The organism is Cryobacterium sp. 10I5 (genome assembly GCF_035019865.1).
In the GTDB taxonomy this organism is placed as follows: domain Bacteria; phylum Actinomycetota; class Actinomycetes; order Actinomycetales; family Microbacteriaceae; genus Cryobacterium; species Cryobacterium breve_A.
Genome location: NZ_JASJVI010000059.1, coordinates 1 through 23,977 on the forward strand (window position 1 = coordinate 1; position 23,977 = coordinate 23,977).

The window sequence follows — 23,977 nt, forward strand, 5'->3', positions numbered from 1 at the left end:
CTGAACCCCCACCCCGATCCAAAGGACCCCATGGCACTGCGCGATTTTCCCCGTCACCCGCTCACCTTCGGCCCGAGCCCCATTCACCCGCTCGACCGGCTCAGCGCCCACCTCGGTGGCGCCCGTGTCTGGGCCAAGCGTGAGGACGTGAACAGCGGCCTCGCTTTCGGCGGCAACAAGACCCGGAAGCTGGAGTACCTGATTCCGGAGGCCCTTGCCCAGGGTGCGGACACCCTCGTCTCCATCGGCGGCATCCAGTCCAACCACACCCGGCAGGTCGCCGCGGTCGCCGCCCACCTCGGCCTGAAGGCCGTTCTGGTGCAGGAACAGTGGGTGGACTGGCCGGACAGCGTCAACGACCGGGTGGGCAACATCCTGCTCTCCCGGCTCACCGGCGCCGACGTGCGCATCTCATCCGAGGGCTTCGGAATCGGCTTCAAGGACTCGTGGACGCAGGCCATCGCCGACGTCGAGGCCGCGGGTGGAATCCCGTATCCGATCCCGGCCGGTGCCTCCGACCACCGGTTGGGCGGACTCGGCTTCGCGAACTGGGCCCACGAAGTTGCCGCCCAGGAGAAAGACCTCGGTGTGTTCTTCGACACGATCGTGGTCTGCAGCGTCACCGGGTCGACCCACGCGGGCATGATCGCCGGATTCGCCGACCTCGAGGCGAACTTCGGGGGTCGCAAGCGGCGCGTGCTCGGGATCGACGCATCCGCCACGATCGAGGCCACTCGCGACCAGGTCGCCCGCATCGCGCGCAACACGGCGGAACTGATCGGCGTGGGGCGTCCCATCACTGACGACGAGATCACCGTGCTCGAAGGCTGGGCGGGGAACTTCTACGGGATACCGGTGGAGTCGACGAACGCCGCCATCCGCCTCACGGCGAGCCTCGAGGGCGTCATCATCGACCCCGTCTACGAGGGAAAGTCGATGGCCGGACTGATCGACCTCGTCACGGCCGGCGACATTGCCCGGGACGGCAACGTCCTCTACGCCCACCTCGGCGGCCAGCCGGCGATCAACGCATACAGCGCGCTGTATCACTGAGTCTCGAGGGCCAGCTGTTGCCGTAACGGACAACGGTGGCCCGTGCGCCGGCCACAGCTGTCCGCAGCGACCGTATTTGCCGGGCGAGGGGTGAGGGGTGGGTTAGTTCAGGCCGCGCCGGTCGAGGAGCGGCTGGATGAGTGCATCGCGTCCCCGGAAGTCCCGGTACGCCTCGAGAGGGTCGATGCTGCCGCCTCGGGCGAGCAGGCGTTCCCGGAACCGTTCGCCGTTCTCCCGGGTCAGCCCGCCGTGCTCCGCGAACCAGGCGCCCGTGTCCGCGTCCTGCACTTCGCTCCAGATGTACGAGTAGTAGCCCGCGTCATACCCGCCGGAGAAGGTGTGCGCGAAATAGGTGCTCGCGTACCGGGTCGGCACGGCCGGGTTGTCGAGTCCGGCTGCGGCGAGGCACGCGGCCTCGAAGGCGGCGACATCGGTGACGTCGGTGCCGGCATCCGCTTCGATGCCGTGCCAGGCCTGGTCGAGCAGCGCGGCGGCAAGGTATTCGCTCGTCGCGAAGCCTTCGTTGAAGGTCTCAGACGCGTGGATGCCTGCAACGACCTCCGGGGGCAGCGGTTCGCCGGTCTCCCGGTTGCGGGCGTAGTTCGCGAGCACCTCCGGGTCGAAGCGCCACATCTCGTTGACCTGGCTCGGGAACTCGACGAAGTCCCGGTACACGTTCGTTCCGGCGAATTTCGGGTAGGTGACCCGCGCGAACAGCCCGTGCAGGGCATGCCCGAACTCGTGGAAGAGCGTGGTCACCTCGTCGAGGCTCAGCAGCGTGGCCTCCCCGGCGGCCGGCTGCGGCACGTTGAGGTTGTTGCACACGATCACGGGCGTGCCGAGCAACTCCGATTGCGAGACGAGGGAGTTCATCCACGCGCCGCCGCGCTTGGAATCCCGGGTGTACACGTCGAGGATGTACAGGCCGACGGGGGAGCCGTCCTCCTCGCACACCTCGAACACCCGCGCATCGGGGTGCCAGGCGGCGAGCGAGGGGCGTTCGGTGAAGGTCACCCCGTAGAGCCGCTGGGCGGCGTAGAAGACGCCGTCACGCAGCACGCTCTCGAGCTCGAACCAGGGCCGCAGGGCGGCCGTGTCGACGTCGTACCTGGCCCGGCGCATCCGCTCGGAGTAGAACGCCCAGTCCCAGGCTGCAATGGAGAAGCCCTCGGCGAGAACCCCCGCCGTGACGTCGGCGTCGACGAGGGCCTGCAGTTCGGCCTGCTCGGCGCGCGCATTGCGGGCGGCCGGAATGGCGAGCCGGTGCAGCAGGTCCCCGACGGCGGCGGGGGTTCTGGCGGTCTCGTCCGCCGTGACCGCGGCCGCGTGGGTCGCGAAGCCGAGCAGCCGGGCACGCTCGGCGCGGAGCTGGGTGATCGACAGCACGAGGGCGCGGTTGTCGTGCTCTCCGCCACGGATGCCCCGGGCGCGGGAGGCGGCGAGCAACCGTTCCCGCACGCCCCGGTTGGTCAGCAGTGCCAGGTAGGGGTGCCCGGTGAAGAGCACCAGGGTGATCACGAAACGGCCGGGCATGCCCCGGTCGGTCGCGGCCTGGGCCGCCGCCGAGAGCTGGCCGGCGGAGAGGCCGTCCAGCTCCGCAGCGTCGTCGACCACGAGCGCGAGGTCGTTGGTGTCGGCGAGGAGATTCTTCTCGAAGCGGGTGGTGGCGACCGAGAGGCGGGTGTTGAAGTCGCGCAGCCGTGCCTTGTCGGCCTCGGACAGTCCGGCCCCGGCGAGCGTGAACTGGGTGAAGTACCGCTCGAGGAGGTACCGGGTCTCCCGGTCGAGCCCGAGCTCGTCTGCGCGCGCGTGCAGCGCCGCGATGCGCGCGAAGAGCTCGGGGCGGAGCCGGATCGCGTCGGAATGCGTCGCGAGCAGGGGAGCGAGCTCCTCCTCGAGGGCGATGGTGAACGGGCTCGAATCGGAGGAGCTCCGGTTGAAGAACACCGCGGCGACCCGGTCAAGCAGCCGGCCGCTCCGTTCGAGGGGCAGCAGGGTGTTCTCGACGGAGGGTTCGGCGGCGTCGGAGCAGATCGCCTCCACTTCGGCGAGCTGCTCGACCATGCCCTCGAGGAACGCCGGGCGATAGTGCTCGTCACGGAGGACGGCATACGGCGGGAGTTGGAACGGGAGCGTGCTCGGCCGGGCGAAGGGGTTGTGCTGGTCCATGCCTTAAACCTAGTTCCGAATTCAGGAGTACGACCCGCCGGTGGGGTGCCGGAGCCCGGATCAGTGCGGCGGATGCCGGCCGGCGCTGACCTCCCGGATCCCGACTCCTGAATTCGGTCCAGGTCCTAGGCTGTCAGCATGACCGACGAGCCAACACACTCCCAGCCGGACGACACGGACGCCGACCGGGTCGAGATCGCCCCGCCCGGCGAGGCGATCCGCGACACATACACGCACGGACACCACGAGAGCGTCCTCCGCTCGCACACCTGGCGTACCGTCCTGAACTCGGCCGCGTACCTGATCCCGCACCTCACGCCGGGGCTGCGGGTCCTCGACGTCGGCTGCGGGCCGGGAACGATCACGGTCGACCTCGCCCGCCGGGTGTCTCCGGGCACTGTCACCGGCGTCGACGCCTCCGCTGAGATCGTCGCCAGGGCGGCCGGGCTCGCCGTCGACGAGGGCGTGCCCAACGTCGCCTTCCAGGTCGGCGACGTCTATGCCCTCGACTTCGCAGACGACAGCTTCGACCTCGTGCACGCGCACCAGGTGCTCCAGCACCTGGCCAACCCGGTCGCCGCCCTGAAGGAACTCCGCCGCGTGCTGAAGCCGGGCGGAATCCTCGCCGCCCGCGATGTCGACTACGGCGGCGTGGCCTGGTACCCCAAGCTCCCCGGCCTCCAGTCCTGGATGACCGCCTACCGCGCGGTGCACTACTGGAACGGCGGCGACCCCGACGCCGGCCGCGCGCTCAAGGCCTGGGCAAGACTCGCCGGCTTCGACGCCGTGACGAGCAGCGCGTCCATCTGGTGCTTCGCCACGGATGCCGAGCGCGACTGGTGGGGGGGATCCTGGGCCCTGCGCGCGACCGAGTCCGATTTCGCCGCCCACGCGATCGAATCCGGGGCCGCCGAGCTTTCCGACCTGCGCGCCATCGCCGCAGCGTGGCACCAGTGGGCCGGCGACCCCGATGGCTGGTTCGGCATGCCGCACGGCGAGATCATCGCGGTCAAGTAGCACCGTCTCGGTCAGGGGGACCCCGGAAAAAGTAGACTCGAGCGTGCCCTTCCTCGACCGCCTCCAGCACTGGGCCGCCCTGCAGCCGGATGCGAACGCCGTCACGATCGGTGCGGAGCGGCTCAGCTACGCCGAACTCCGCGACCGGGCGACTATGCGCGCCCGCGAACTGGTCGCCGAGTCGTCCGGCGGTCCGACCGTGCTCTGCCGGCCGAACGGTCTGGACTTCGTCGTGGACTTCGTCGCCGCGGTCGCGGGCACCGGCAGCGTCGCCGTGCTCGACCCGGGCTGGCCGGCCCTGCAGCGTTCCACCGTCGAGCGGATGCTGCGTGACGCCGCCACCTCGAGCCCGCCGGACACCCCGCCTGCGCCCGCAGACCTCCGCGACGGCCCACCGGACTCGCTCTTCCTCTACGGCTTCACCTCGGGCACCACCGCGCTGCCCAAGGCCTTCACCCGCAGCAGGGACTCCTGGCAGCGCGCCTTCTCCGCGAGTAACGCCTGGTTCGACCTCGGCGCTGACGACCGGGTCCTTGCCCCCGGACCGCTCTCGGCGAGCCTGACTCTCTACGCCCTCGCCGAAACCCTCTCCGCGGGGGCCGCGTTCCACACCCTGCCACACTTCGACGTCGGCGATGCCCTCGACTCCGTCGCACACGCCGCCGTGACCCGGATCGTCGCCGTCCCGACCGCTCTCCGCCTGCTCGGTGAACGGGGACTGAGCAACGCGGTGGACGGAAGCGCACTGACCGGCATCGTCAGCGCGGGCGCCCGGCTGGACGGCGCCACTCTCGCCCGTGTCCGCACCTGGGCGCCCAAGGCCACCGTCTTCGACTACTACGGCGCCGCGGAACTGAGCTTCGTGACCGCCCGGCGACTCGACCCCGGCGAGCACCGGACCGCGTCGCCGACGGCCGTCGGCCGGCCGTTCCCCGGCGTCGAGGTCCGGGTCCTCGACGACGCGGGCCAGGCATCCGCCCCCGGAGTCACCGGGACCATCTGTGTAAGGAGCCGCCTCGTCGGCGCCGGCTATGCCTGGGGCGACGACGGTTCCGCGTTCGCCCGCGTCGCCGGTGACCACGGGGGCGAGTGGTGCACGGTCGGCGACCAGGGGCACCTCGACGAGGCCGGCGAACTGCACTTCGCCGGTCGCCGGGCCGACATGATCGTCACCTCCGGCCACAACGTCTACCCGCAGGAGGTCGAGGCGACCCTCCTCTCCGGCCTCGGCGTCTCCCCGGGCAGTGCCGTCGCACAGGTCGTCGTGACGGGTGTCGCGGATGCCCGGCGTGGCACGCTGCTCGTCGCTGCTGTCCTCGAGGAAGGCAGCCCCGATGCCCCGGCACTCACCCGCTCCGACCTGAGGACGGCCGCCGCAGACCTCGCCGCCCCGAAACGCCCACGCGGCTACTACCGCCTCAGCGAACTGCCGCTCACCGGGGCGGGAAAGATCAGCCGGCGCCTGCTCGCCGCCTGGATCACCGAAGGAGACCCCCGTGTCGACCGCCTCGTCTGAGTCCACCGCCTCGTCTGAGTCCACCGCCTCGACTGAGTCCACCGCCTCGACTGAGTCCACCGCCTCGACTGAGTCGACCGCCTCGTCTGAGTCGACCGCCTCGTCTGAGTCGACCGCCTCGTCTGAGTCGACCGCCTCGTCTGAGTCGACCGCCTCGACTGAGGCCGGCGCCGCGACTTCTGCAGCCGACCGCGAGCCCGTCATCGTCTGGGGACGCCGCACGGCCTTCGGCAGGAGGGGCGGTGCCCTGTCCCGGATCACCGCAGACCGGCTGCTCGCCCCCGTGCTCTCCGCGGTCGTCACCGACCTCGGTCTCGATCCCGCGGACCTCGACGACGTGATCATCGGGAATGCAACGGGCGGCGGCGGAAACCTCGCCCGCCTCGCGCTGCTCGAAGCCGGGTTCCCGGTGGCCGTGCCCGGCCTGACCGTCGACCGGCAGTGCGGGTCCGGGCTGGAGGCGATCCTGCTCGCCTGCCGGCTCGTCGCCGCGGGCGCCGGCGGCCTCTACCTCGCCGGCGGGGTCGAGAGCTGCAGCACCGCGCCGCTCCGCGCGCACCGGATGACGTCGGCGCCCGGGGCACCCGACTTCTTCGACAGGGTGCGGTTCGCGCCGGATTCGGTCGGCGACCCCGACATGGGCGTCGCCGCCGAGAATGTGGCCACTCACTTCGGCATCGGCAGGGAACGCCAGGACGCCTTCGCCGCCCGCAGCCACCGGCTCGCAGTCGCCGCGCATGGTTCGGGTGCGTTCGAAGCCGAGATCGTCGGGATCGTCGGGAGCGATGCGTCAGGCGCGCCCGTCACGACCGACGACGGCCCCCGCCCGAAGCTCGACGCCGCCCTGCTCCGTCGCTTCCCGCCGGCCTTCCGTCCGGGCGGCACCGTCACGGCCGGCAATTCCTGCGCCGACGCCGACGGGGCCGTCGTCGTGCTCGTCACGAGCAGGGCCCGCGCCCGGGAGTTTCAGGCCGGCGGCGCGTTCGAGGCCGGAACGGACAGCCCCGGCTTCCTCGCGTTCGTCGACGCCGTCCCTGCCGGAATCGATCCGAACCTGCTCGGCGCCGGCGGAGGCGCGGCGGCCGGCTCCCTGCTCACGCGCACCGGCGTCCCGGCCGACGGCCTCGCCCGGGTCGAGGTCGTCGAGGCCTTCGCCGCCCAGGTGCTCGCCTCCCTCGACCTGATCGGCGTGCCGGAGGACCGTGCCAACCGGCAGGGCGGCGCACTCGCGCTCGGGCACCCGTTCGGGGCATCCGGCGCCCTGCTCGTGCTGCGGCTTCTGGCGCAGGCCCGCACAGACGGGGTGGAGGGGGCGCACGCACTCGCCATGGTCAGCATCGCCGGCGGTCTCGGGCTCGCCGCGCTCTTCCGTTGGGAGGGCTCGTCTGACTGAGGTCTCGACCGGATGAGGTCTCGCTCCCGTGCGGGCTCTTCCGCTGGGCGACAGGGCAGGCCAGTATGAAGCTGCGGACGTGGGGCGACGGGAGGACACATGGCCAGGCTGATCTACTCGGGCATCACGTCGCTCGACGGGTACACCGCGGATGCCGCAGGTGACTTCGACTGGGCGACGCCAGACGACGAGGTGCACGCCTTCATCAACGCCCTCGAACGCAAGATCGGCACCTACTTGTACGGCCGGAGGATGTACGAGACGATGGCGTTCTGGGAGACCGCGCGGGAACTCGTCGATCCTCCCGACGTGGTGCGGGAGTACACCGACATCTGGCAGGCCGCCGAGAAGGTCGTCTACTCGCACAACCTCGAGGCGGTCACGACGACGCGGACCCGGGTCGAGCGCACATTCGACGCCGCCGAGGTGCGTCGCCTGGCGACCGAGAGCAGGCTGAGCGTGTCCGTGGGGGGTCCCGGGCTTGCCGCACACGCCCTCAAGGCGGGCATCGTCGACGAGATCCACCGGTTCGTGACGCCGATCATCGTCGGCGGCGGCACCCGGTTCCTGCCTGAGCACCTGAGGATGCCGCTCGAGCTCCGCGGCGAACGGCGCTTCCGAAACGGAATGGTGTACCTGCGCTATGTTGTGCCGCAGGCCTGATCCGCCCGCGCGGCGACCTAGTCCCCGGCGGCCTAGTCCCCGCCGCCGGACTCCGGTGACCGGGGACTTGCCATGACCGGGCAGAGGCGCCAACGGCTGCTGATCGCACTTGTCCAGGTCCTCGCCATGTCCGCCTGGTTCTCCGCATCCGCCGTCGTCCCTGCGCTCAGCCTGGACTGGAACATCTCGGCGGTCGACGCGGTCTGGCTGACGGCATCCGTGCAACTCGGCTTCGTGGTCGGCGCCGTCGTGTCCGCGGTCCTGAACGCGGCGGACCGGATTCCGCCCCAGCTGTTGATGGCGGGGTGCGCGCTGGGAACGTCCGGATGCATTCTCGCCTTCACCGCGACGGCGACCGACCTCGCGACCGCCCTACTCCCACGCTTCCTGACCGGTGCGCTGCTGGCAGGCGTGTACCCGGTCGGGATGAAACTCACGGCATCCTGGGCGCCGCCCCGCGCCAGGGGACGGGCCTTCGGCCTCATGATCGCGGCCCTGACCCTCGGCTCCGCTCTGCCGCACCTCATCCGTGGCCTGCCCGACCTCGCCTGGCGGGATGTGATGAACGTCTCCGCGGTGCTCTCGGCGGTCGCCGCGGTCGTCGCTGCGCTCCTGATCAGGGTGGGCCCGCACGGAGCGTCCAGCAGCAGCCCGATCAACCCCCGGTACGCCATGGACATGTTCAGGGACCGACGTTCCCGCCTGGCCAATTTCGGCTACTTCGGCCACATGTGGGAGTTGTTCGCCCTGTGGACCTGGCTGCCCGCGTTCGTCCGCGCCGGGCGGTCGATGGCGGGAGAGCCCGCGGCGGCGTGGGACACGCTCGTCATCTTCCTCGTGATCGGAGTGGCCGGCGCGGCCGGCGCCCTGCTGGGCGGCTGGGCGGCCGACCGCTACGGGCGCGGCCCCGCGGGTGCCGGAGCCCTGATCGTGAGCGGCAGTTGTGCCCTCGCGTCGCCGGTGTTCTTCGCGGCGGCGCCGCTGGTACTCGTCATCGCGCTGACGGTGTGGGGCGCATCCGTCATCGCCGATTCCGGCGTGTTCTCCACCTCGCTGAGCGAGTCCGCGGATCCGCGCTACGTGGGCACCGCGTTGACCGTTCAGACCGCAATCGGCTTCCTGATCACGGTCATCACGATCCAGATCGTCCCGGTGCTCGCGGGACTCGTCGGCTGGCAGTTCGCCCTGTTGGTCCTGGTGCCCGGTCCTGTCCTGGGCGCCGCAGCGATGATCCGACTCGCCCGGTCGGTGAGAGCGGACCGGCAGGGTGCGACGAACCCGGCGGCCCCGCGGGATTAGAACCCGCGGAACCGCAGGGGCCTAGATCCAGTCCTCGTCGTCCTCGACCTCGATGGACGGCTGCGTGATCGTGGCGCTGTCGTCGACCGGGTCATAGCGGATGACGGTGCCGTCGTCGAGCTCGATCACCGGCTTGGCTTCCAGCCAGGTCAGCGTCCAGCGCCAGGCATCCGTACCGTCCGTCGGGGCGACCGTGAGGTCCTCCTCGACCGTGCTGACCGCGAGGAGGACGACCTCGGGCAGCCCGGACGGCGCCGTGCCGCCGAACGGCCAGCGGGTTCCGACCTGCATCGGGCTCAGAGCTCGATCTCGTAGGTGACCCAGTCGGTGCGGGTGCCGACGTCGTCGTAGAGACGCTGGGCGGTCTCGTTGTCCGCGGCGGTGATCCACTGCACGGTCGCGAGCTTGTGCCCGGTCGCGTACTCCTTCGCGAACTCGATCAGCGAACGGCCGACCCCGGACGTGCGGTGCTCCGGCGCGACGAACAGGTCGTCGATGAAGAGCCCGCGGGTTGCGCTGAGCGTATTCGGCACCTCCCGGTAGTGCGCGAATCCCACGAAGTCGCCGTCGTCACTGACCGCGACCGCGCCATTCAGCACGTGGTTCCGATCGATGATCCAGCTCCAGACGCGGAGGGCCTTCTCATCGGTCAGTTCGCTCTTGTAGAACTCGCTGTAGCCCTCGAAGAGTCCCAGCCAGGCGAAAAAGTCCTTGTCGCCCAATGTTCGTACGTGTATAGCCATCTGGTTCTCCTTAACTCTCCGACACCGTGGCGAGCACGATTTCCGTGACTGCCAACTCGCCGCCTTCGACAAAAACCAATTCCGAGATCCGGCCGACCGCCTGCAGGTCAGCGGCAGCCTGCGCGAGCAGGGCCACCTCTGCGGCCGTTCCGCTAATTACAGCAGATGCGACGTCGGTTTTCTGGGACGCTTTCGCATCCGTCTTTCCGCGGCGGATGCCGGTGAGTGCTCGACTGGACAGTTCGAGCAGCGCGGGGTTGCCTCCTGCGCCTGCCTCGAGGTCTGCGGCGACGGGCCAGGCCGCCCGGTGAACGGACCCCTCGTTCGACCAGGACCACGCCTCTTCGGTCGCGAACGGCACGAACGGGGCGAACAGACGGAGCAGGGTGGACAGCGCGGTGCGGAGCGCCGCGACGGCTGAGGCCTGCCCGGCGCCGGCTTCGCCGTACGCGCGTTCCTTGACGAGCTCGAGGTAGTCGTCGCAGAAGGTCCAGAAGAAGCTCTCGGTGACCTCGAGGGCGCGGGCGTGATCGTAGCCCTCGAACGCGGTCGTCGCCTGGGCGACGACGCTCGTGAGGCGCGCGAGCATGCTGCGGTCGAGGGGCTCGGTGATCGCGGCATCCGCCGCCCCGTCGAAGCTCAGGATGAACTTCGACGCGTTCAGAATCTTGATCGCGAGGCGACGGCCGATCTTGATCTGGGTCGGGTTCTTGGGGTCGAATGCCGCGTCGGTGCCGAGGCGGGAGGAGGCGGCCCAGTAGCGCACGGCATCCGAACCGTGCTGCACGAGCATGTCCGCGGGGGTGACGACGTTGCCCTTGGACTTGGACATCTTCTTGCGGTCGGGGTCGACGATGAACCCGGACAGGGCCGCGTGCTTCCACGGCGACCGTCCGTCCTCGAGCTCGGCGCGGAGCAGGGTGGAGAACAACCAGGTGCGGATGATGTCCTGGCCCTGAGGGCGCAGCGAGTACGGGTAGACCAGGTCGAAGAGCTGGGGGTCGCGCTCCCAGCCGCCGGCGAGCTGGGGGGTGAGCGAGGACGTCGCCCAGGTGTCCATCACGTCGACCTCGCCGACGAAACCGCCGGCCTGGCCGCGCTGGGTGCTTTCGTACCCTGGCGCGGTGTCGGAGGAGGGGTCGACCGGGAGCTGGTCCCGGGTGGCGACGATCGGCTGGTCGAAGACCGGGTTCGACTCGGCGTCGAGCGGGTACCAGACCGGGAGCGGCACACCGAAGAAGCGCTGGCGGGACACGAGCCAGTCGCCCGTGAGGCCGTTGACCCAGTTGTCGTAGCGGACCTTCATGAATTCGGGGTGCCACTGCAGGTCGGCGCCGTGCGCGAGCAGTCGGGACCGCAGTGCTTCGTCGCGTGCGCCGTTGCGGATGTACCACTGGCGGGTCGAGACGATCTCGAGGGGCTTGTCGCCCTTTTCAAAGAATTTGACCGGGTGCACGATCGGCTTCGGCTCGCCGATCATGTCGCCGCTCGCCTTGAGGAGCGCGACGACGGCTTGCTTGGCCGAGAACACGGTCTTTCCGGCGAGCTCGGCGTACGCGTTGATTCCGGCTTCGCTCGTGATGACCTCAGGCGCCTCGGCGATGATGCGGCCGTCGAAGCCCATGATCGCGCGGTTCGGCAGGTCGAGTTCCCGCCACCAGACCACGTCGGTCACGTCGCCGAAGGTACAGATCATCGCGATTCCGCTGCCCTTGTCCTTCTGGGCGAGGTGGTGGGCGAGGATCGGAACTTCGACGTCGAAGAGCGGGGTGCGCACCGTGGTGCCGAACAGGTGCTTGTAGCGCTCGTCGTCTGGATGCGCGACGAGGGCAACGCAGGCCGGCAGCAGCTCGGGCCGGGTGGTCTCGATCTCGATGGTGGAACCGTCGGGCTTCCGGAAGGAGACCCGGTGGTACGCGGCGGGCATGTCCTTGTCCTCGAGCTCGGCCTGCGCGACGGCCGTGCGGAAGGTGACGTCCCAGAGGGTCGGCGCCATGGCCTGGTAGGCCTCTCCGCGGGCGACATTGCCGAGGAAGGCGAGCTGGGAGGATGCGATCGAGTGTGAACCGATCGTGCGGTAGGTCTGAGTCCAGTCGACGCTCAGGCCGAGGTCGCGCCAGAGCGCTTCGAACTGCTTCTCGTCTTCGATGGTGAGGCGTTCGCAGAGTTCGATGAAGTTGCGGCGGCTGATCGGGACCTGGTCGGCGGCCTTGGTGCTCTTGCCGTCGCCGCCCTCGAAGGGCGCGGTGAAGTCGGGGGCGTACGGCAGCGAGGGGTCGCAGCGCACGCCGTAATAGTTCTGCACCCGGCGTTCGGTCGGAAGGCCGTTGTCGTCCCAGCCCATCGGGTAGAACACGTCGCGGCCGCGCATCCGCTGGAAGCGCGCGACGACGTCGGTGTGGGTGTACGAGAACACGTGGCCGATGTGCAGCGAGCCGGACGCGGTCGGCGGGGGAGTGTCGATGGAGAAGATGTTCGCCCGGGTCGCGGAGTCGCGGTCGAAGCGGTAGGTGCCCTCGGTGTCCCAGGTGCCGCCCCACTTGTTCTCGAGGCCCTCGAGGGCTGGCTTATCCGGAACGTTCGGGATCGTCATGTTTCTCCGATTCACTGTCTGCGGCACCGTGTCTGCGGTGAGGTGCCTGAATATTGGCCTAATCCAACCTACCCGATGCCCCGTTCACCGGCGATTCGGGGGGCGTCCGCCCTGCCACCGTTGCCTGCGGGGCTAATTCAGGAGATCCGATGGGTGCGCATGGGTGGACCCTCGGGATTCCGGGGTTTCTTCAGGGGCGCGGGGCAGGTTTCCTGAGTTGGCCCCACCGGGCTTCTGGGGGTCAGGGGGCGGGCAGGCGCGGTACGGCGTAGAGCAGGCGCCGGGTGTACGGATGCGCCGGCGCGGCGAAGACCTGTTCCGTCGGGCCGGACTCGACGACCGCTCCGTTCTCGATGACGACGATCCGGTCGCTGACGTGCTGCACGACGCCGAGGTCGTGCGAGATGAAGACGAGACTCAGGCCGAGGTCGCGCTGGAGTTCGTCGAGGAGGTCGAGCACCTGGGCCTGCACGGTCATGTCGAGCGCGGACACCGGTTCATCGCAGATCAGGATCTGCGGGCGGTTCGCGAGGGCACGGGCGATGCCGACCCGCTGCCGTTGACCGCCGGAGAGTTCGAGCGGGCGGCGGCCGAGCACGGTGGCGCTGAGCCCGACTCGGGCGAGGAGCTCGAGCGACTGGTCAGCGGAGCCGGCGGCATCGCGGAGGACGGCGCCGACGGTGAGCCGCGGGTCGAAGGAGGCGAGCGCATCCTGGTAGACGGCGCCGACTGCCGCACGTCGGGGTCGTCTGGCGCGCTCGGGGACTCGGCTCCAGGCTTCCCCGTGCACCCTCACGTCACCGGCGTCCGGGGACTCGAGCGCGAGCAACAGCCGGGCGAGCGTGGTCTTGCCCGAACCGGACTCCCCGACGATTCCGAGCGTCGTGCCGCGGTCGAGCGTGAACGAGACGTCGTTGACGGCGAGCAGCCGGCTCCGGTCGGGCATCCGGAAACTCTTGACGAGCCCGGAAGCCTCGAGCACGACCGGGCTGACGCCCGCAGGAACGACCGCAGGAACGACCACGGGCGCCGGTCGCTGCGGGCGGGCCTGCGCCGAGAGCCGGGTGCCGCGGGGCCGCCCGGCCGGGACGGCGGCGATCATCCTCTTCGTCTCGCGGTGCTGTGGGTTGGTCAGAAGTGCACGGGTCGCGCCGGTCTCGACGATCCGGCCGCCGCTCATCACCGCGACGCGGTCGGCGATCCGGCTCACAACGGCAAGGTCGTGGCTGATCAGAACGAGCGCCGTCCCCGCCCGCAGCAGCTCCTCGGACAGGTCGAGGATCCGCGCCTGCACGGTCACGTCGAGGGCCGTCGTCGGTTCGTCCGCAATGAGCAGGGGCGGGCGGAGCGCGATTGCGGATGCGATCAGGGCGCGTTGCCGCTGGCCGCCGGAGAGCTGACCGGAGCGCTGGCCGACCCGGAGCTCGCCGTCGGGAAGCCCGACCTCGGCGAGGAGCTCGAGCACACGCCGGGCCCGACCGGCTGCCGAGAGGTTCGTGTGCAGCCGCAGGCTGTCGCCGATCTCGCGCCCGATCGGCCGCAGCGGGTCGAGCGACACGAGCGCGTCCTGCAGCACGAGTCCCACGTCGCGGCCGCGCCTGCGCCGCCAGGCAGCCTCGCCGAGACCGAGCACGGATGCCCCGCCGAGGCTGAGTTCCTCGGCGCGCAGCCACGAGCCGGCCCCGGCGAGGCCGAGCAGGCTGCGCGCCGTGAGGCTCTTCCCCGAGCCGGATTCGCCGACGATGGCGAGGCATTCCCCGGGAGCGACCTCGAAAGAGACATCGTCGATGAGGGGATTCCGACCGGCGACGCTGCCGAAGCCGACGCTGAGCCCGCGGACCAGCAGGGCCGGCCCGCCCGTCGGGGCCGTGGCATCCGCTCGACTGACCGCGGAGACTGTTCCCAGCGAGCCGGGCCCGGTCACCTGCGCCCCGGTCATGCGTGCCTCATTCGGCGTTCCACGGCGCGACCGAGGACGGTCGCGGAGATCGATGTGAGCACGACGAAGAGCCCGGGAAAGAAACTCATCCAGACGGCTGTGCTCAGGTAGGTGCGGCCCGCCGAGAGCATGGCGCCCCATTCGGCGGCCGGCGGTTGGGCGCCGAGGCCGAGGTAGCTGAGCGCCGCAGCCCAGATGATGGCCTGGCCGATGCCGAGGGTGCCGAGCACGAGGAGCGGCGCGAGCGTGTTGGGCAGGATGTGCCGAACGAGGATACGGGTGCGGCTGCGACCGAGAACCGTCGCGGCCTCGACGAAGGCGGAGGAACGTACCGACAGAAGCTGGGCCCGGATGATTCTGGCATAGCCCGGTGCGGTCGCGAGGCCCACGGCGAAGGTCGCCGTCGCGGGTCCCGGCCCGAAGATCATGATGAACAAAAGGGCGAGCAACAGGCCGGGGAAGGCGAACATGACCTCGAGCAGGCGGTTCACGGTGAAGTCGACGACCGAACCGAGCATGCCGGCCACGGTGCCGAGCACGGCCCCGAGGCCGAGGCCGATCAGGGTCGCCGCCACGCCGATCTGGAGCGAGCTCCCTGTACCGTGGCTGACCCGGGTATAGACGTCGCGCCCGGATTCGTCGGTGCCGAACCAGTGCACCCACGAGGGGCCCTGGAACGCCGAGCGCGGGTCGATCGCGAGCGGGTCTCCCGGCGCCACGAGGCCGGGCGCGAGGGCGGCGACAAGCAGGAAGAGCACGAAGACGGCTGCGAGGACCTCAGCGAGGCGGATCCGACCGCCGAACCCCTGGCCGAATCTCCGGCCGCCGGATCCGCGGCCGGCGGCGCCGGTCATCTCGCCAGCAGGACCCGGGCGACCTGCGCCCCTGGGGCGCCGTGCCGCAGCGCCGGCGAGGCCGGCCTGGATCTCGAGGTCGCTCATGCGCTCCGCAGCCTCGGGTCTGCGACCCGCTGGGCGACATCGGTCAGAAGGGTCATCAGGATGTAGGCGGCGGCGACGAACAGCACGACGCCGATCACGACGGGCACGTCCCGCACCGTCACGGCGTTCAGCAGCGTGCGGCCGAGTCCCGGCCTCGCGAAGATCGTCTCGACGACGACGGCCCCGCTGATCAGCGACCCGAACGCCCACCCGGAGAGACTGATCCCGGGCAGGCTCGCGTGCCGCAGCACGTGCACCCGGCGGATGCCCGCCTCGCTCTCCCCGCGTGCCCGCGCGGAGACGACGAACGGAGCCTCGAGTGCCGTGAGCATCGACTCGCGCATCACCTGGCCGAGGAAACCGGCGAGCGGGAGGGCGAGGGTCAGCACGGGCAGCACGAGTCCGGCAGGACCGGGCGTGCTGACCGGCGGCAGCAGGCCGAGCCAGCCGCTGAACACCACGATGAGCGCGCTCGCGAGCCAGAAGTGCGGCAGCGCGGCGGCACCGATCTCGAGGCCCGAGCCCAGCATCCGCCCCCAGCGCCCGGCGCGGGTCGAGTACAGGGCGAGGCAGATCGCTAGCAGCCACGCGAGCACCAGCGAGAGCACGGCGAGAAGGAGCGTGCCGCCGAGCTGCCCGAGCAGAAGCGGTGCGACCGGGACGCGGAGTGCATATGAGCGGCCGAGGTCACCCGTCACGAGGCGGCCGAGCTCGGCGAGGTACTGCAGGGGGAGCGGCTGGTCGAGGCCGAACTGGGCGCGCACCGCAGCGAGTGCCTCGGGGGAGGTCTGCGAGCCCGGTCCGCCGAGCACGGCCTCAGCCGGGTCGCCGGGGACGAGCCTCATCGCGAAGAAGGTGACGGTCGCGACGAGCCAGAGCACAACCACGGCTCCGCCGAGGCGGGCAGTCGCCCGCAGCAGGGCGCGCCGCAGGCCGGCCGGCCGGGAGCGGTCGGCCGGCCTGGACCTCGTTACCGGTTCAGCCACGCGTCGTAGAACGTGGGCGTCGAGACCGTCGGCATTGCCCGGGTGCCCGAAACGACGGAGGAGAGCAGGTAGTGGTTCTGCTGGTCGTAGAGCGGCAGAATGTAGAAGCCCTCGAGGACCCGGTTCTGTGCCTGCGCGTAGAGTGCGGCGCGCTTGGGTGCATCCGCCGTCTGGGAGGCCTCGGTGAGCCAGGCGTCGACCGTTGCGTCGTTCACCTGGGCGTGGTTGGCGAAGTACCCGCTCGGCGCCGGCACGATGCCGGCCGAGTCGAAGAGGGTGCGGAGCACGTCGGGGCCGACCTTCGTGTACGGCGCGCTGACCGCGTCGTATGCGTTCGAACCGAGGGCGGTGTACCAGGCCGACAAGTCGAGCGGCGAGAGCACCACGTCGAAGCCGGCGGTCTTCGCGGTCGCCTGCAGCTGCTCGAACAGGGACTGTTCCGCCGGGATCGACTGGTTGGTGCTCACCGGGAAGACCACGGTGAGGCGCACCCCGTCCTTGGTCCGGTAGCCGTCGGCGTCGCGGCCGGTCCAGCCCGCCGAGTCGAGCAGGGTGCCCGCTGCGGCCTGGTCGTAGCCGAACAGGTCCGGCCGGGACACCCCGAGCGGCTCGATGCTCGAAAGCGCAGAGAACGAGCGGGTCGCCGTGCCCTGGAACAGGCTCGAGACGGCGGAGTCGACGTCGGAGGCACGGACGAAGGCCTCGCGCACGAGCGGGTCGTTGAACGGGGCCCGACCGGAGTTGAGTTCGATCCGGTTGGACGCGCCCGGCCGGGGCGCGTCGAGGTGGCGGATGCTGCTGCTCTTCTCGGCCTGCATGATCGTGTCAGGCTGCGCGTTGTCGATCACGTCGACGGCCCCGGACTGCAGGGCGGCGTAACGGGACGCCGAGTCGGGGATGAACCGCCACACGATGGAGTCGAGGTAGGCGGGCCCGGTGTGGGCTGCATCGGCAGGCGGGGAGGTGTACGCGCCGTTCCTGACCAGGGTGATCGCATCCTGCTTGGCCCAGGAGGCGACCTCGAACGGTCCCGTGCCGACCGGGGCCGCGCAGTTCTCGTCCTGGCTGCGGGCGAGGGCCTTCGGAGACTCCATGGCGAGCCACGGCTGGCTGAGCGACTCGAGCAGGGCGCTGTCGGGTTCGTTGAGGGTCAGGCGCACGACGGTGGGGGAGACGACGGAGGTCGACACGACCTTCCGCACGGCGAGGTACCCGGTCGACGACCCCGTCTTCGGGTCCTGCACGTGCGCGATATTCGCCTGCACGGCCGCGGCGTCGAAGGGAGTCCCGTCGGTGAAGGTCACGTTCCCGCGCAGGGTGAAGTCCCAGGCCAGGCCGTCGGCGCTCTGCGACCAGCTCGACGCGAGCCACGGGATGATCGTGCCCGCGCTGTCGCGGGAGACGAGGGACTCGAGGAACTGGGTGCCGACGAGGGCCTGCGGATAGTTGCCGCCGACGTGCGGGTCGAGGCACGTCGGTTCGGCGTCTCCGGAGGCATAGTTGAGCGTGCCCCCGGAGACGGGAGTCGTGTTCTCCGCGGCCTTCGGGGATGCGCTGCACCCGGTCAGGAGCAGGGCGATGGCGGAGACGACGGCGAACGAACGCGGCACGTGGAAGTGGTGAACCAGAGGGGTCATGGGGAAGGAATCTCTCTCGGCGTAGCGGGGCCGGGCCGGGTCCCATCGTAAAACATCACGGTCCGGCCCGAAATTCCCGCACTCGCTGCTCCGACGGGATAGAATTGCGCTCGCATGACAGTGATCCGGCCATCACCGGTGAGTCTTCGGAAGAACGGGAAGCGTCGCAAGACGGGCCCCTGGTAGAACCGAACGGGTCGGGCCCGTCACAGCCTCTGAACGAGCGGTCGTCACAGCGTCAAGACGGCAAGCGAGGTGGTACCGCGTCGAATCTTCCCGGAGTCGGCGTCCTCGTGGAACAGGGCCTGTCGGCCCCTTTTGTCCAGGAGATGCACGTGTACCCCAAAGCCCCGCCCGTCCCGGCAGCAGACGACCAGCCCGCAGCGCACGACCAGGCCGCGCTCGCCGCATCCGCTCCCATCGTGCCGTCGCCGAACTTCCCGGCCATCGAGACCGAGGTGCTCGCATACTGGGAGGCCGACGGCACCTTCCAGGCGTCGATCGACAACCGCACGGAAGCGCCGGAGTGGGTCTTCTACGACGGCCCGCCCTTCGCGAACGGCGTGCCGCACTACGGCCACCTGCTCACCGGGTACGCGAAAGACCTCTTTCCGCGCTTCCAGACCATGCGCGGCAAGCTCGTGCACCGCCGTTTCGGCTGGGACACCCACGGCCTCCCCGCCGAGCTCGAGGCCGAACGGCAGCTCGGCATCACCGACAAGGCCGACATCGAGAAGCTCGGCATCGCCGCCTTCAACAAGGTCGCCCGCGACTCCGTGCTCAGGTACACCGACGACTGGCAGCGATACGTCAACCGCCAGGCGCGCTGGGTCGACTTCGAGAACGACTACAAGACCCTCGACATCACCTTCATGGAATCGGTGATCTGGGCCTTCAAGACCCTGCACGACAAGGGCCTCGCCTACGAGGGCTACCGGGTGCTGCCGTACTGCTGGCGCGACCAGACGCCGCTCTCCAACCACGAGCTCGGCATGGACGCCGACGTCTACAAGATGCGCCAGGACCAGACCGTCACCGTGACGTTCCCGCTCGTCGGCACGAAGGCGGAAGCCCTCGGCCTGACCGCGGTGCGCGCCCTCGCCTGGACGACGACCCCCTGGACCCTGCCGACCAACCTCGCCCTCGCCGTCGGTCCGGACATCGTCTACGCCGTCGTCCCGGCCGGACCGAACGGCACCCCGGACGCGACCGTGCTTCGCGAGGAGGCCGCCTCCGGCAGTGACGCCGCTCGCGTGGACGTGTCCGTCCTCGGCGCCGAGTACCTGATCGCGATCGACCTCGTCGGCAACTACGCGAAGGACCTCGGCTACGACACGCCCGCGGAGGCCTCCGCTGCCGTGGACCGCACGGTCACGGGACGCGAGCTCGAGGGTGTCGCATACGACCGCCTCTTCGACTACTACGCCGACACCTCCGTCTGGAACACCCAGAAGGCCTGGACGATCCTGCTCGCCGACTACGTCACGACCGCAGACGGCACCGGCATCGTGCACCAGGCGCCCGCATACGGCGAGGAAGACCAGAAGGCCTGCGAGGCCGCCGGGATCCCCGTGATCATCTCCCTCGACGAGGGCGGCAAGTTCCTCGCCGACGTGCCCGAGGTCGCCGGCCTGCTCTGGTCAGACGCGAACAAGCCGCTCACCCAGATGCTCAAGGCCGAGGGCCGGCTGCTGCGCCAGGCCAGCTACGAGCACTCCTACCCGCACTGCTGGCGCTGCCGCAACCCGCTGATCTACAAGGCGGTGTCGAGCTGGTTCGTGCGCGTCACGGAGTTCCGCGACCGCATGGTCGAACTCAACCAGGACGTCACCTGGGTGCCGGAGAACGTCAAGGACGGCCAGTTCGGCAAGTGGATCGGCAACGCCCGCGACTGGTCGATCAGCCGCAACCGGTACTGGGGATCGCCGATCCCGGTCTGGAAGAGCGACGACCCGAACTACCCCCGCACGGATGTCTACGGCTCGCTCGACGAGCTCGAGGCCGACTTCGGGGTGCGCCCGACCGACCTGCACCGCCCGTACATCGACGAGCTCACCCGACCGAACCCCGACGACCCCACCGGGAAGTCCACCATGCGCCGGATCACGGACGTGCTCGACGTCTGGTTCGACTCCGGTTCGATGCCCTTCGCCGCCGTGCACTACCCGTTCGAGAACCGGGACTGGTTCGACACCCACAACCCCGCGGACTTCATCGTCGAGTACATCGGCCAGACCCGCGGCTGGTTCTACCTCCTGCACGTGCTCTCGACCGCGCTCTTCGACCGGCCGGCGTTCACCAACGTCGTGAGCCACGGCATCGTGCTCGGCAACGACGGCCAGAAGATGTCGAAGTCGCTGCGCAACTACCCCGACGTCTTCGAGGTCTTCGACCGCGACGGAAGCGACGCGATGCGCTGGTTCCTGATGAGCTCCTCCGTGCTGCGCGGCGGCAACCTCATCGTCACGGAGGAGGGCATCCGGGAGGCCACTCGCCAGGTCATGCTGCCGCTCTGGAGCACCTGGTACTTCTTCTCGCTCTACGCCAACGCCTCGGGGGAGAACGGCTACGACGCCGTCTGGCGCACCGACTCGACCGACGTCCTCGACCGGTACCTGCTCGCGAAGACCCGCGATCTCATCGTCGACGTCACGAGCGACCTCGAGGCCCTCGACTCGACCCAGGCCACCGCCCGGCTCCGCGACTTCGCCGACGTGCTGACCAACTGGTACGTGCGTCGCTCCCGGGACCGGTTCTGGACCGGCGCCGTCGCAGGCGGCACCGCCACAGAAGCCTTCGACACTCTCTACACCGTGCTCGAGACCGTGTGCCGGGTCGCCGCCCCGCTGCTGCCGCTCGTCACCGAAAGAATCTGGCAGGGGCTGACCGCCGGTCGCAGCGTGCACCTGACGGACTGGCCCGACGCCGACCTCTTCCCGTCAGACCACGGGCTCGTCACGGCGATGGACCAGATCCGCACGATCAGCTCCACCGTGCTGTCGCTGCGGAAGCAGGCCGGCCTGCGCGTGCGGCTGCCGCTCGCGCAGCTCACCGTCGTCACGACCGGAACCGCGGCGCTCGCCCCCTTCGAGGCCATCCTGCGCGACGAGCTCAACGTGAAGAGCGTGAACCTCGTCGAGCTCGCCGAAGACAGCGCGGCGAACTACGGCATCACCTCCCGCCTCACCGTCAACGCCCGCGCTGCCGGGCCCCGGCTCGGCAAGCAGGTGCAGGCCGCGATCAAGGCCGCGCGCAGCGGCGACTGGAGCGAAACCGACGGGATCGTGACCGCGGGCGGCATTGCGCTCGAGGCCGGCGAGTACGAACTCGTGTTGCAGGCGGGCACCGGCGCGGGCAGCACCGACGCGGCATCCGCGGAAGGCGCCGCGGCGGGACCCGCCCTCGCCCTGCTCCAGGGCGGCGGCTTCGTGCTTCTCGACACCGTCACGACGCCGGAGCTCGAGGCCGAGGGCTTCGCCCGCGACCTGATCCGCGCCGTTCAGGACACCCGCAAGTCGGCCGGATTCTTCGTGGCCGACCGGATCCGCCTCGACCTCGTCTTCTTCGACCAGGCCGACCTCGACACCCTGCGCCTCGCGCCGGGCGTCGACGTGGCCGCGGAAACGCTCACCGTGCGCTTCGCCGCACACGCCCCGACCGAGGTCGACCCGGTCATCCTCGCGGGCGCCGTGCCCTCCGAATGGCTCGAACAGCTCGCCGGCGCCCCCGTCGAGCACTACGTGCGCTTCGTGGCCGGCCACTACGCCAACCACGGGCCGGTTCTCGTTGCCGTCGCCCGAGAGAACGGAATCGTGAATGTCTGATTCGATGGACCAGAACCTGCCGGAAGACGACGAGTACCGCGACGCGGGCGAGGCCGTCTTCACGGCCCTGCTCGACCGGGTCGGCGAGGCCGCCCCGCGACCGCGCCTCGGCCCGACCCGGCGTGTCGTCGAACTGCTCGGCGACCCGCAGACCACCTACCCGGTGATCCACATCACCGGCACGAACGGCAAGACCAGCACGAGCCGGATCACCGAGAGCATCCTGCGCGCGTACGGGCTGCGCACGGGCATGATGACGAGCCCGCACCTCGTTCGCCTCAACGAACGGATCGTGATCGACGGCGAACCGATCAGCGACCGCGACCTCGCCGCGAACTGGGAGGACATCCAGCCGTACCTCGCGATGGTGGACGCCGAGCTCGCGGAGACGAACGAGGAACCGCTCACCTTCTTCGAGGCACTCACCGTGCTCGCCTTCGCCTGTTTCGCCGACGCCCCCGTCGACGTCGCCGTGATCGAGGTCGGCATGGGCGGAGAGTGGGACTCCACGAACGTCGCAGACGGCCTCGTCGCCGTCGTCACCCCGGTCGCCCTCGACCACACCAAACGGCTCGGCAACACCGTCGCGGAGATCGCCCGCACCAAGGCAGGGATCATCAAGCCGGCGGCATCCGTCGTCAGCGCCCGGCAGGTGGAAACCGTGCAGGCCGAACTGGAACGCGCCGTCGAACTGACCGAATCGACCCTCGCGAGCGAGGGCGAGGAATTCGCCCTGCTCGACAGCCAGGTCGGCGTCGGCGGGCAGCTCATCACGGTGCGCGGTCTGGCCGCGACATACTCGGAGCTGTTCCTGCCGATGTACGGCACCCACCAGGCCCACAACGCGGCCGTCGCGATCGCGGCGGTCGAGTCCTTCCTCGGCGCCGGGACCCGTCCGCTCGACCACGACATCCTCACTGAGGGGCTCGCGACCGCCACCTCACCCGGCCGGCTGCAGCTCATCGGCATCGAACCGACCGTGCTCGTGGATGCCGCGCACAACCCGCACGGGGCAGGCGCCCTGGCCGCGGCGCTCGGCACCTACTTCCACTTCGATGAGGTCGTCGCCGTGATCGGGATCCTCGCCGACAAGGACGCCGCGGGCATCGTCGCGGAGCTCGCCCCCGTCGTGACCCGGTTCCATGTCACCCAGTCGCAGTCCGACCGGGCGATCCCCGTCGACGACCTCGCCGACATCGTTGCCGCCGGAACGAACGAGGATGCCGTCAGCCGCTTCGACGACGTCGCGGACGCCCTCGACGCCGCGAGGACCTGGGCCGCGGACGCTCCGCGCCGCGGCGTGATCGTAACCGGCTCGATCACCCTCGTCGGCGAAGCCCTGTCCCTGGCCGCCGCGAGGGAATGGCTCAAGAAGTGACCGACGCCTCGCGCCCGCGGCGTGCTCGGTCGGTGCGCGAGTCGCTCGCGTCGATCGTCCTCGGCTTCGAGACGATCATCGTGTTCCTCGCGGCGTTGCTCCTCTTCGGGCTCGGCTCGTTGCCGGCCTGGCTCGCACTCGGCGGGGGAGCGCTGCTCTGCCTCGTGATGGTCGCGACGATCGGCCTGCTCCGCTACAACTGGTCATACGGGATCGGCTGGATGGTCCAGGCCGTCATCGTCCTGACCGGGTTCGTCAACCCGGCCATGTTCATCGTTGGCGCACTGTTCACCGGCATGTGGGCATACTGCATGATCACCGGCTCGAGACTAGACAACAACAAGGAGAACTCATGAGCACCCCGGTCCAAGAAACCCTCGTCCTGGTGAAGCCTGACGGCGTCGCCCGCAACCTCTCCGGAGAGATCCTGCGACGCATCGAGCAGAAGGGATATTCCCTCGTCGACATCAAACTCGTCCAGGCCGACCGTTCCCTTCTCGCGGAGCACTACGCGGAGCACGCGGGCAAGCCCTTCTTCGAGCCGCTCGTCGAGTTCATGGAGAGCGGGCCGATCCTCGCGATCCGCATCGCCGGCGAACGCGTCATCGAGGGCTTCCGTTCCCTCGCCGGTACGACAGATCCCACGACCGCAGCGCCCGGCACGATCCGGGGAGACCTCGGCCGCGACTGGGGCGCCAAGGTCCAGCAGAACCTCGTGCACGGCTCGGACTCGCCGGAGTCCGCGGCCCGCGAACTCGCGCTCTGGTTCGACTAGCCCCCGCCAAACCTGCCGAGTGTCGCTGTTTCCGCCGGCTACTTTCGGCGG

18 protein-coding genes are annotated in these 23,977 nt (G+C 70.0%); 10 read left to right on the forward strand and 8 right to left on the reverse strand.

The window, feature by feature from the left end; genetic code table 11:
* Positions 1-30 precede the first annotated feature (30 nt).
* Positions 31-1,053: a 1-aminocyclopropane-1-carboxylate deaminase gene (locus QN350_RS13810; RefSeq protein WP_322140077.1), complete on the forward strand. Its 1,023-nt coding sequence runs from the start codon at positions 31-33 to the stop codon at positions 1,051-1,053.
* A gap of 102 nt (positions 1,054-1,155) precedes the next feature.
* On the opposite strand, the gene QN350_RS13815 is transcribed toward QN350_RS13810, so the two are convergent.
* On the reverse strand, positions 1,156-3,222 hold the full coding sequence (locus QN350_RS13815) for a M3 family metallopeptidase (RefSeq protein ID WP_322140076.1): 2,067 nt from the start codon (positions 3,220-3,222) through the stop codon (positions 1,156-1,158).
* 138 nt (positions 3,223-3,360) lie between these two features.
* On the opposite strand from QN350_RS13815, the gene QN350_RS13820 reads away from it, so the two are divergent.
* The 5 genes from QN350_RS13820 (at position 3,361) to QN350_RS13840 (ending at position 9,110) form a co-directional block, all read left to right on the forward strand.
* Entirely contained in the window at positions 3,361-4,239 is an 879-nt protein-coding gene (locus QN350_RS13820; RefSeq protein WP_322140075.1) for a methyltransferase domain-containing protein, read from the forward strand.
* A gap of 43 nt (positions 4,240-4,282) precedes the next feature.
* Positions 4,283-5,755: a class I adenylate-forming enzyme family protein gene (locus tag QN350_RS13825; RefSeq protein WP_322140074.1), complete on the forward strand. Its 1,473-nt coding sequence runs from the start codon at positions 4,283-4,285 to the stop codon at positions 5,753-5,755.
* Positions 5,736-7,148: a thiolase family protein gene (locus QN350_RS13830; protein WP_323516728.1), complete on the forward strand. Its 1,413-nt coding sequence runs from the start codon at positions 5,736-5,738 to the stop codon at positions 7,146-7,148. The genes QN350_RS13825 and QN350_RS13830 overlap by 20 nt, the downstream gene beginning before the upstream one ends.
* 99 nt (positions 7,149-7,247) lie before the next feature.
* On the forward strand, positions 7,248-7,811 hold the full coding sequence (locus tag QN350_RS13835) for a dihydrofolate reductase family protein (protein ID WP_323503509.1): 564 nt from the start codon (positions 7,248-7,250) through the stop codon (positions 7,809-7,811).
* A gap of 72 nt (positions 7,812-7,883) precedes the next feature.
* Complete coding sequence (locus QN350_RS13840; protein ID WP_322140071.1) at positions 7,884-9,110, forward strand: MFS transporter; 1,227 nt, start codon at positions 7,884-7,886, stop codon at positions 9,108-9,110.
* A gap of 21 nt (positions 9,111-9,131) precedes the next feature.
* On the opposite strand, the gene QN350_RS13845 is transcribed toward QN350_RS13840, so the two are convergent.
* From QN350_RS13845 to QN350_RS13875, 7 genes are all read right to left on the reverse strand, one after another.
* A complete protein-coding gene (locus QN350_RS13845) occupies positions 9,132-9,401 on the reverse strand; it encodes a hypothetical protein (protein WP_322140070.1) in 270 nt (89 codons plus the stop codon).
* 5 nt (positions 9,402-9,406) lie between these two features.
* Entirely contained in the window at positions 9,407-9,853 is a 447-nt protein-coding gene (locus QN350_RS13850) for a GNAT family N-acetyltransferase (RefSeq protein ID WP_281535169.1), read from the reverse strand.
* 10 nt (positions 9,854-9,863) lie between these two features.
* Positions 9,864-12,446 (reverse strand): valine--tRNA ligase, encoded by a 2,583-nt coding sequence (valS, locus tag QN350_RS13855; RefSeq protein WP_322140069.1) that lies wholly within the window; start codon positions 12,444-12,446, stop codon positions 9,864-9,866.
* Positions 12,447-12,687: 241 nt separating this feature from the next.
* Complete coding sequence (locus QN350_RS13860) at positions 12,688-14,385, reverse strand: ABC transporter ATP-binding protein (RefSeq protein ID WP_322140068.1); 1,698 nt, start codon at positions 14,383-14,385, stop codon at positions 12,688-12,690.
* Complete coding sequence (locus QN350_RS13865; protein ID WP_322140067.1) at positions 14,382-15,326, reverse strand: ABC transporter permease; 945 nt, start codon at positions 15,324-15,326, stop codon at positions 14,382-14,384. Before QN350_RS13865 ends, QN350_RS13860 begins: the two co-directional genes overlap by 4 nt.
* The gene (locus QN350_RS13870; protein ID WP_416173043.1) at positions 15,323-16,312 is read right to left on the reverse strand and encodes an ABC transporter permease; all 990 of its coding nucleotides are present in this window, start codon (positions 16,310-16,312) and stop codon (positions 15,323-15,325) included. Before QN350_RS13870 ends, QN350_RS13865 begins: the two co-directional genes overlap by 4 nt.
* A complete protein-coding gene (locus QN350_RS13875; protein WP_322140066.1) occupies positions 16,297-17,949 on the reverse strand; it encodes an ABC transporter substrate-binding protein in 1,653 nt (550 codons plus the stop codon). Before QN350_RS13875 ends, QN350_RS13870 begins: the two co-directional genes overlap by 16 nt.
* Before the next feature lie 329 nt (positions 17,950-18,278).
* Between QN350_RS13875 and ileS the strand changes: the two genes are divergently transcribed.
* Genes ileS through ndk form a run of 4 tightly spaced genes read left to right on the forward strand, consistent with a single transcriptional unit; the run spans position 18,279 to position 23,926 of the window.
* A complete protein-coding gene (gene ileS / locus QN350_RS13880; RefSeq protein WP_416173076.1) occupies positions 18,279-21,773 on the forward strand; it encodes an isoleucine--tRNA ligase in 3,495 nt (1,164 codons plus the stop codon).
* A complete protein-coding gene (locus QN350_RS13885; RefSeq protein WP_322140065.1) occupies positions 21,766-23,151 on the forward strand; it encodes a bifunctional folylpolyglutamate synthase/dihydrofolate synthase in 1,386 nt (461 codons plus the stop codon). The genes ileS and QN350_RS13885 overlap by 8 nt, the downstream gene beginning before the upstream one ends.
* Positions 23,148-23,507 carry a DUF4233 domain-containing protein gene (locus tag QN350_RS13890; RefSeq protein ID WP_322140064.1) on the forward strand — a complete coding sequence of 120 codons (360 nt, stop codon included), beginning with the start codon at positions 23,148-23,150 and terminating at the stop codon, positions 23,505-23,507. The genes QN350_RS13885 and QN350_RS13890 overlap by 4 nt, the downstream gene beginning before the upstream one ends.
* Positions 23,504-23,926, forward strand: a complete 423-nt coding sequence (gene ndk / locus QN350_RS13895; RefSeq protein ID WP_281535165.1) for a nucleoside-diphosphate kinase — start codon at positions 23,504-23,506, stop codon at positions 23,924-23,926. Before QN350_RS13890 ends, ndk begins: the two co-directional genes overlap by 4 nt.
* The last annotated feature ends 51 nt before the right edge of the window (positions 23,927-23,977 follow it).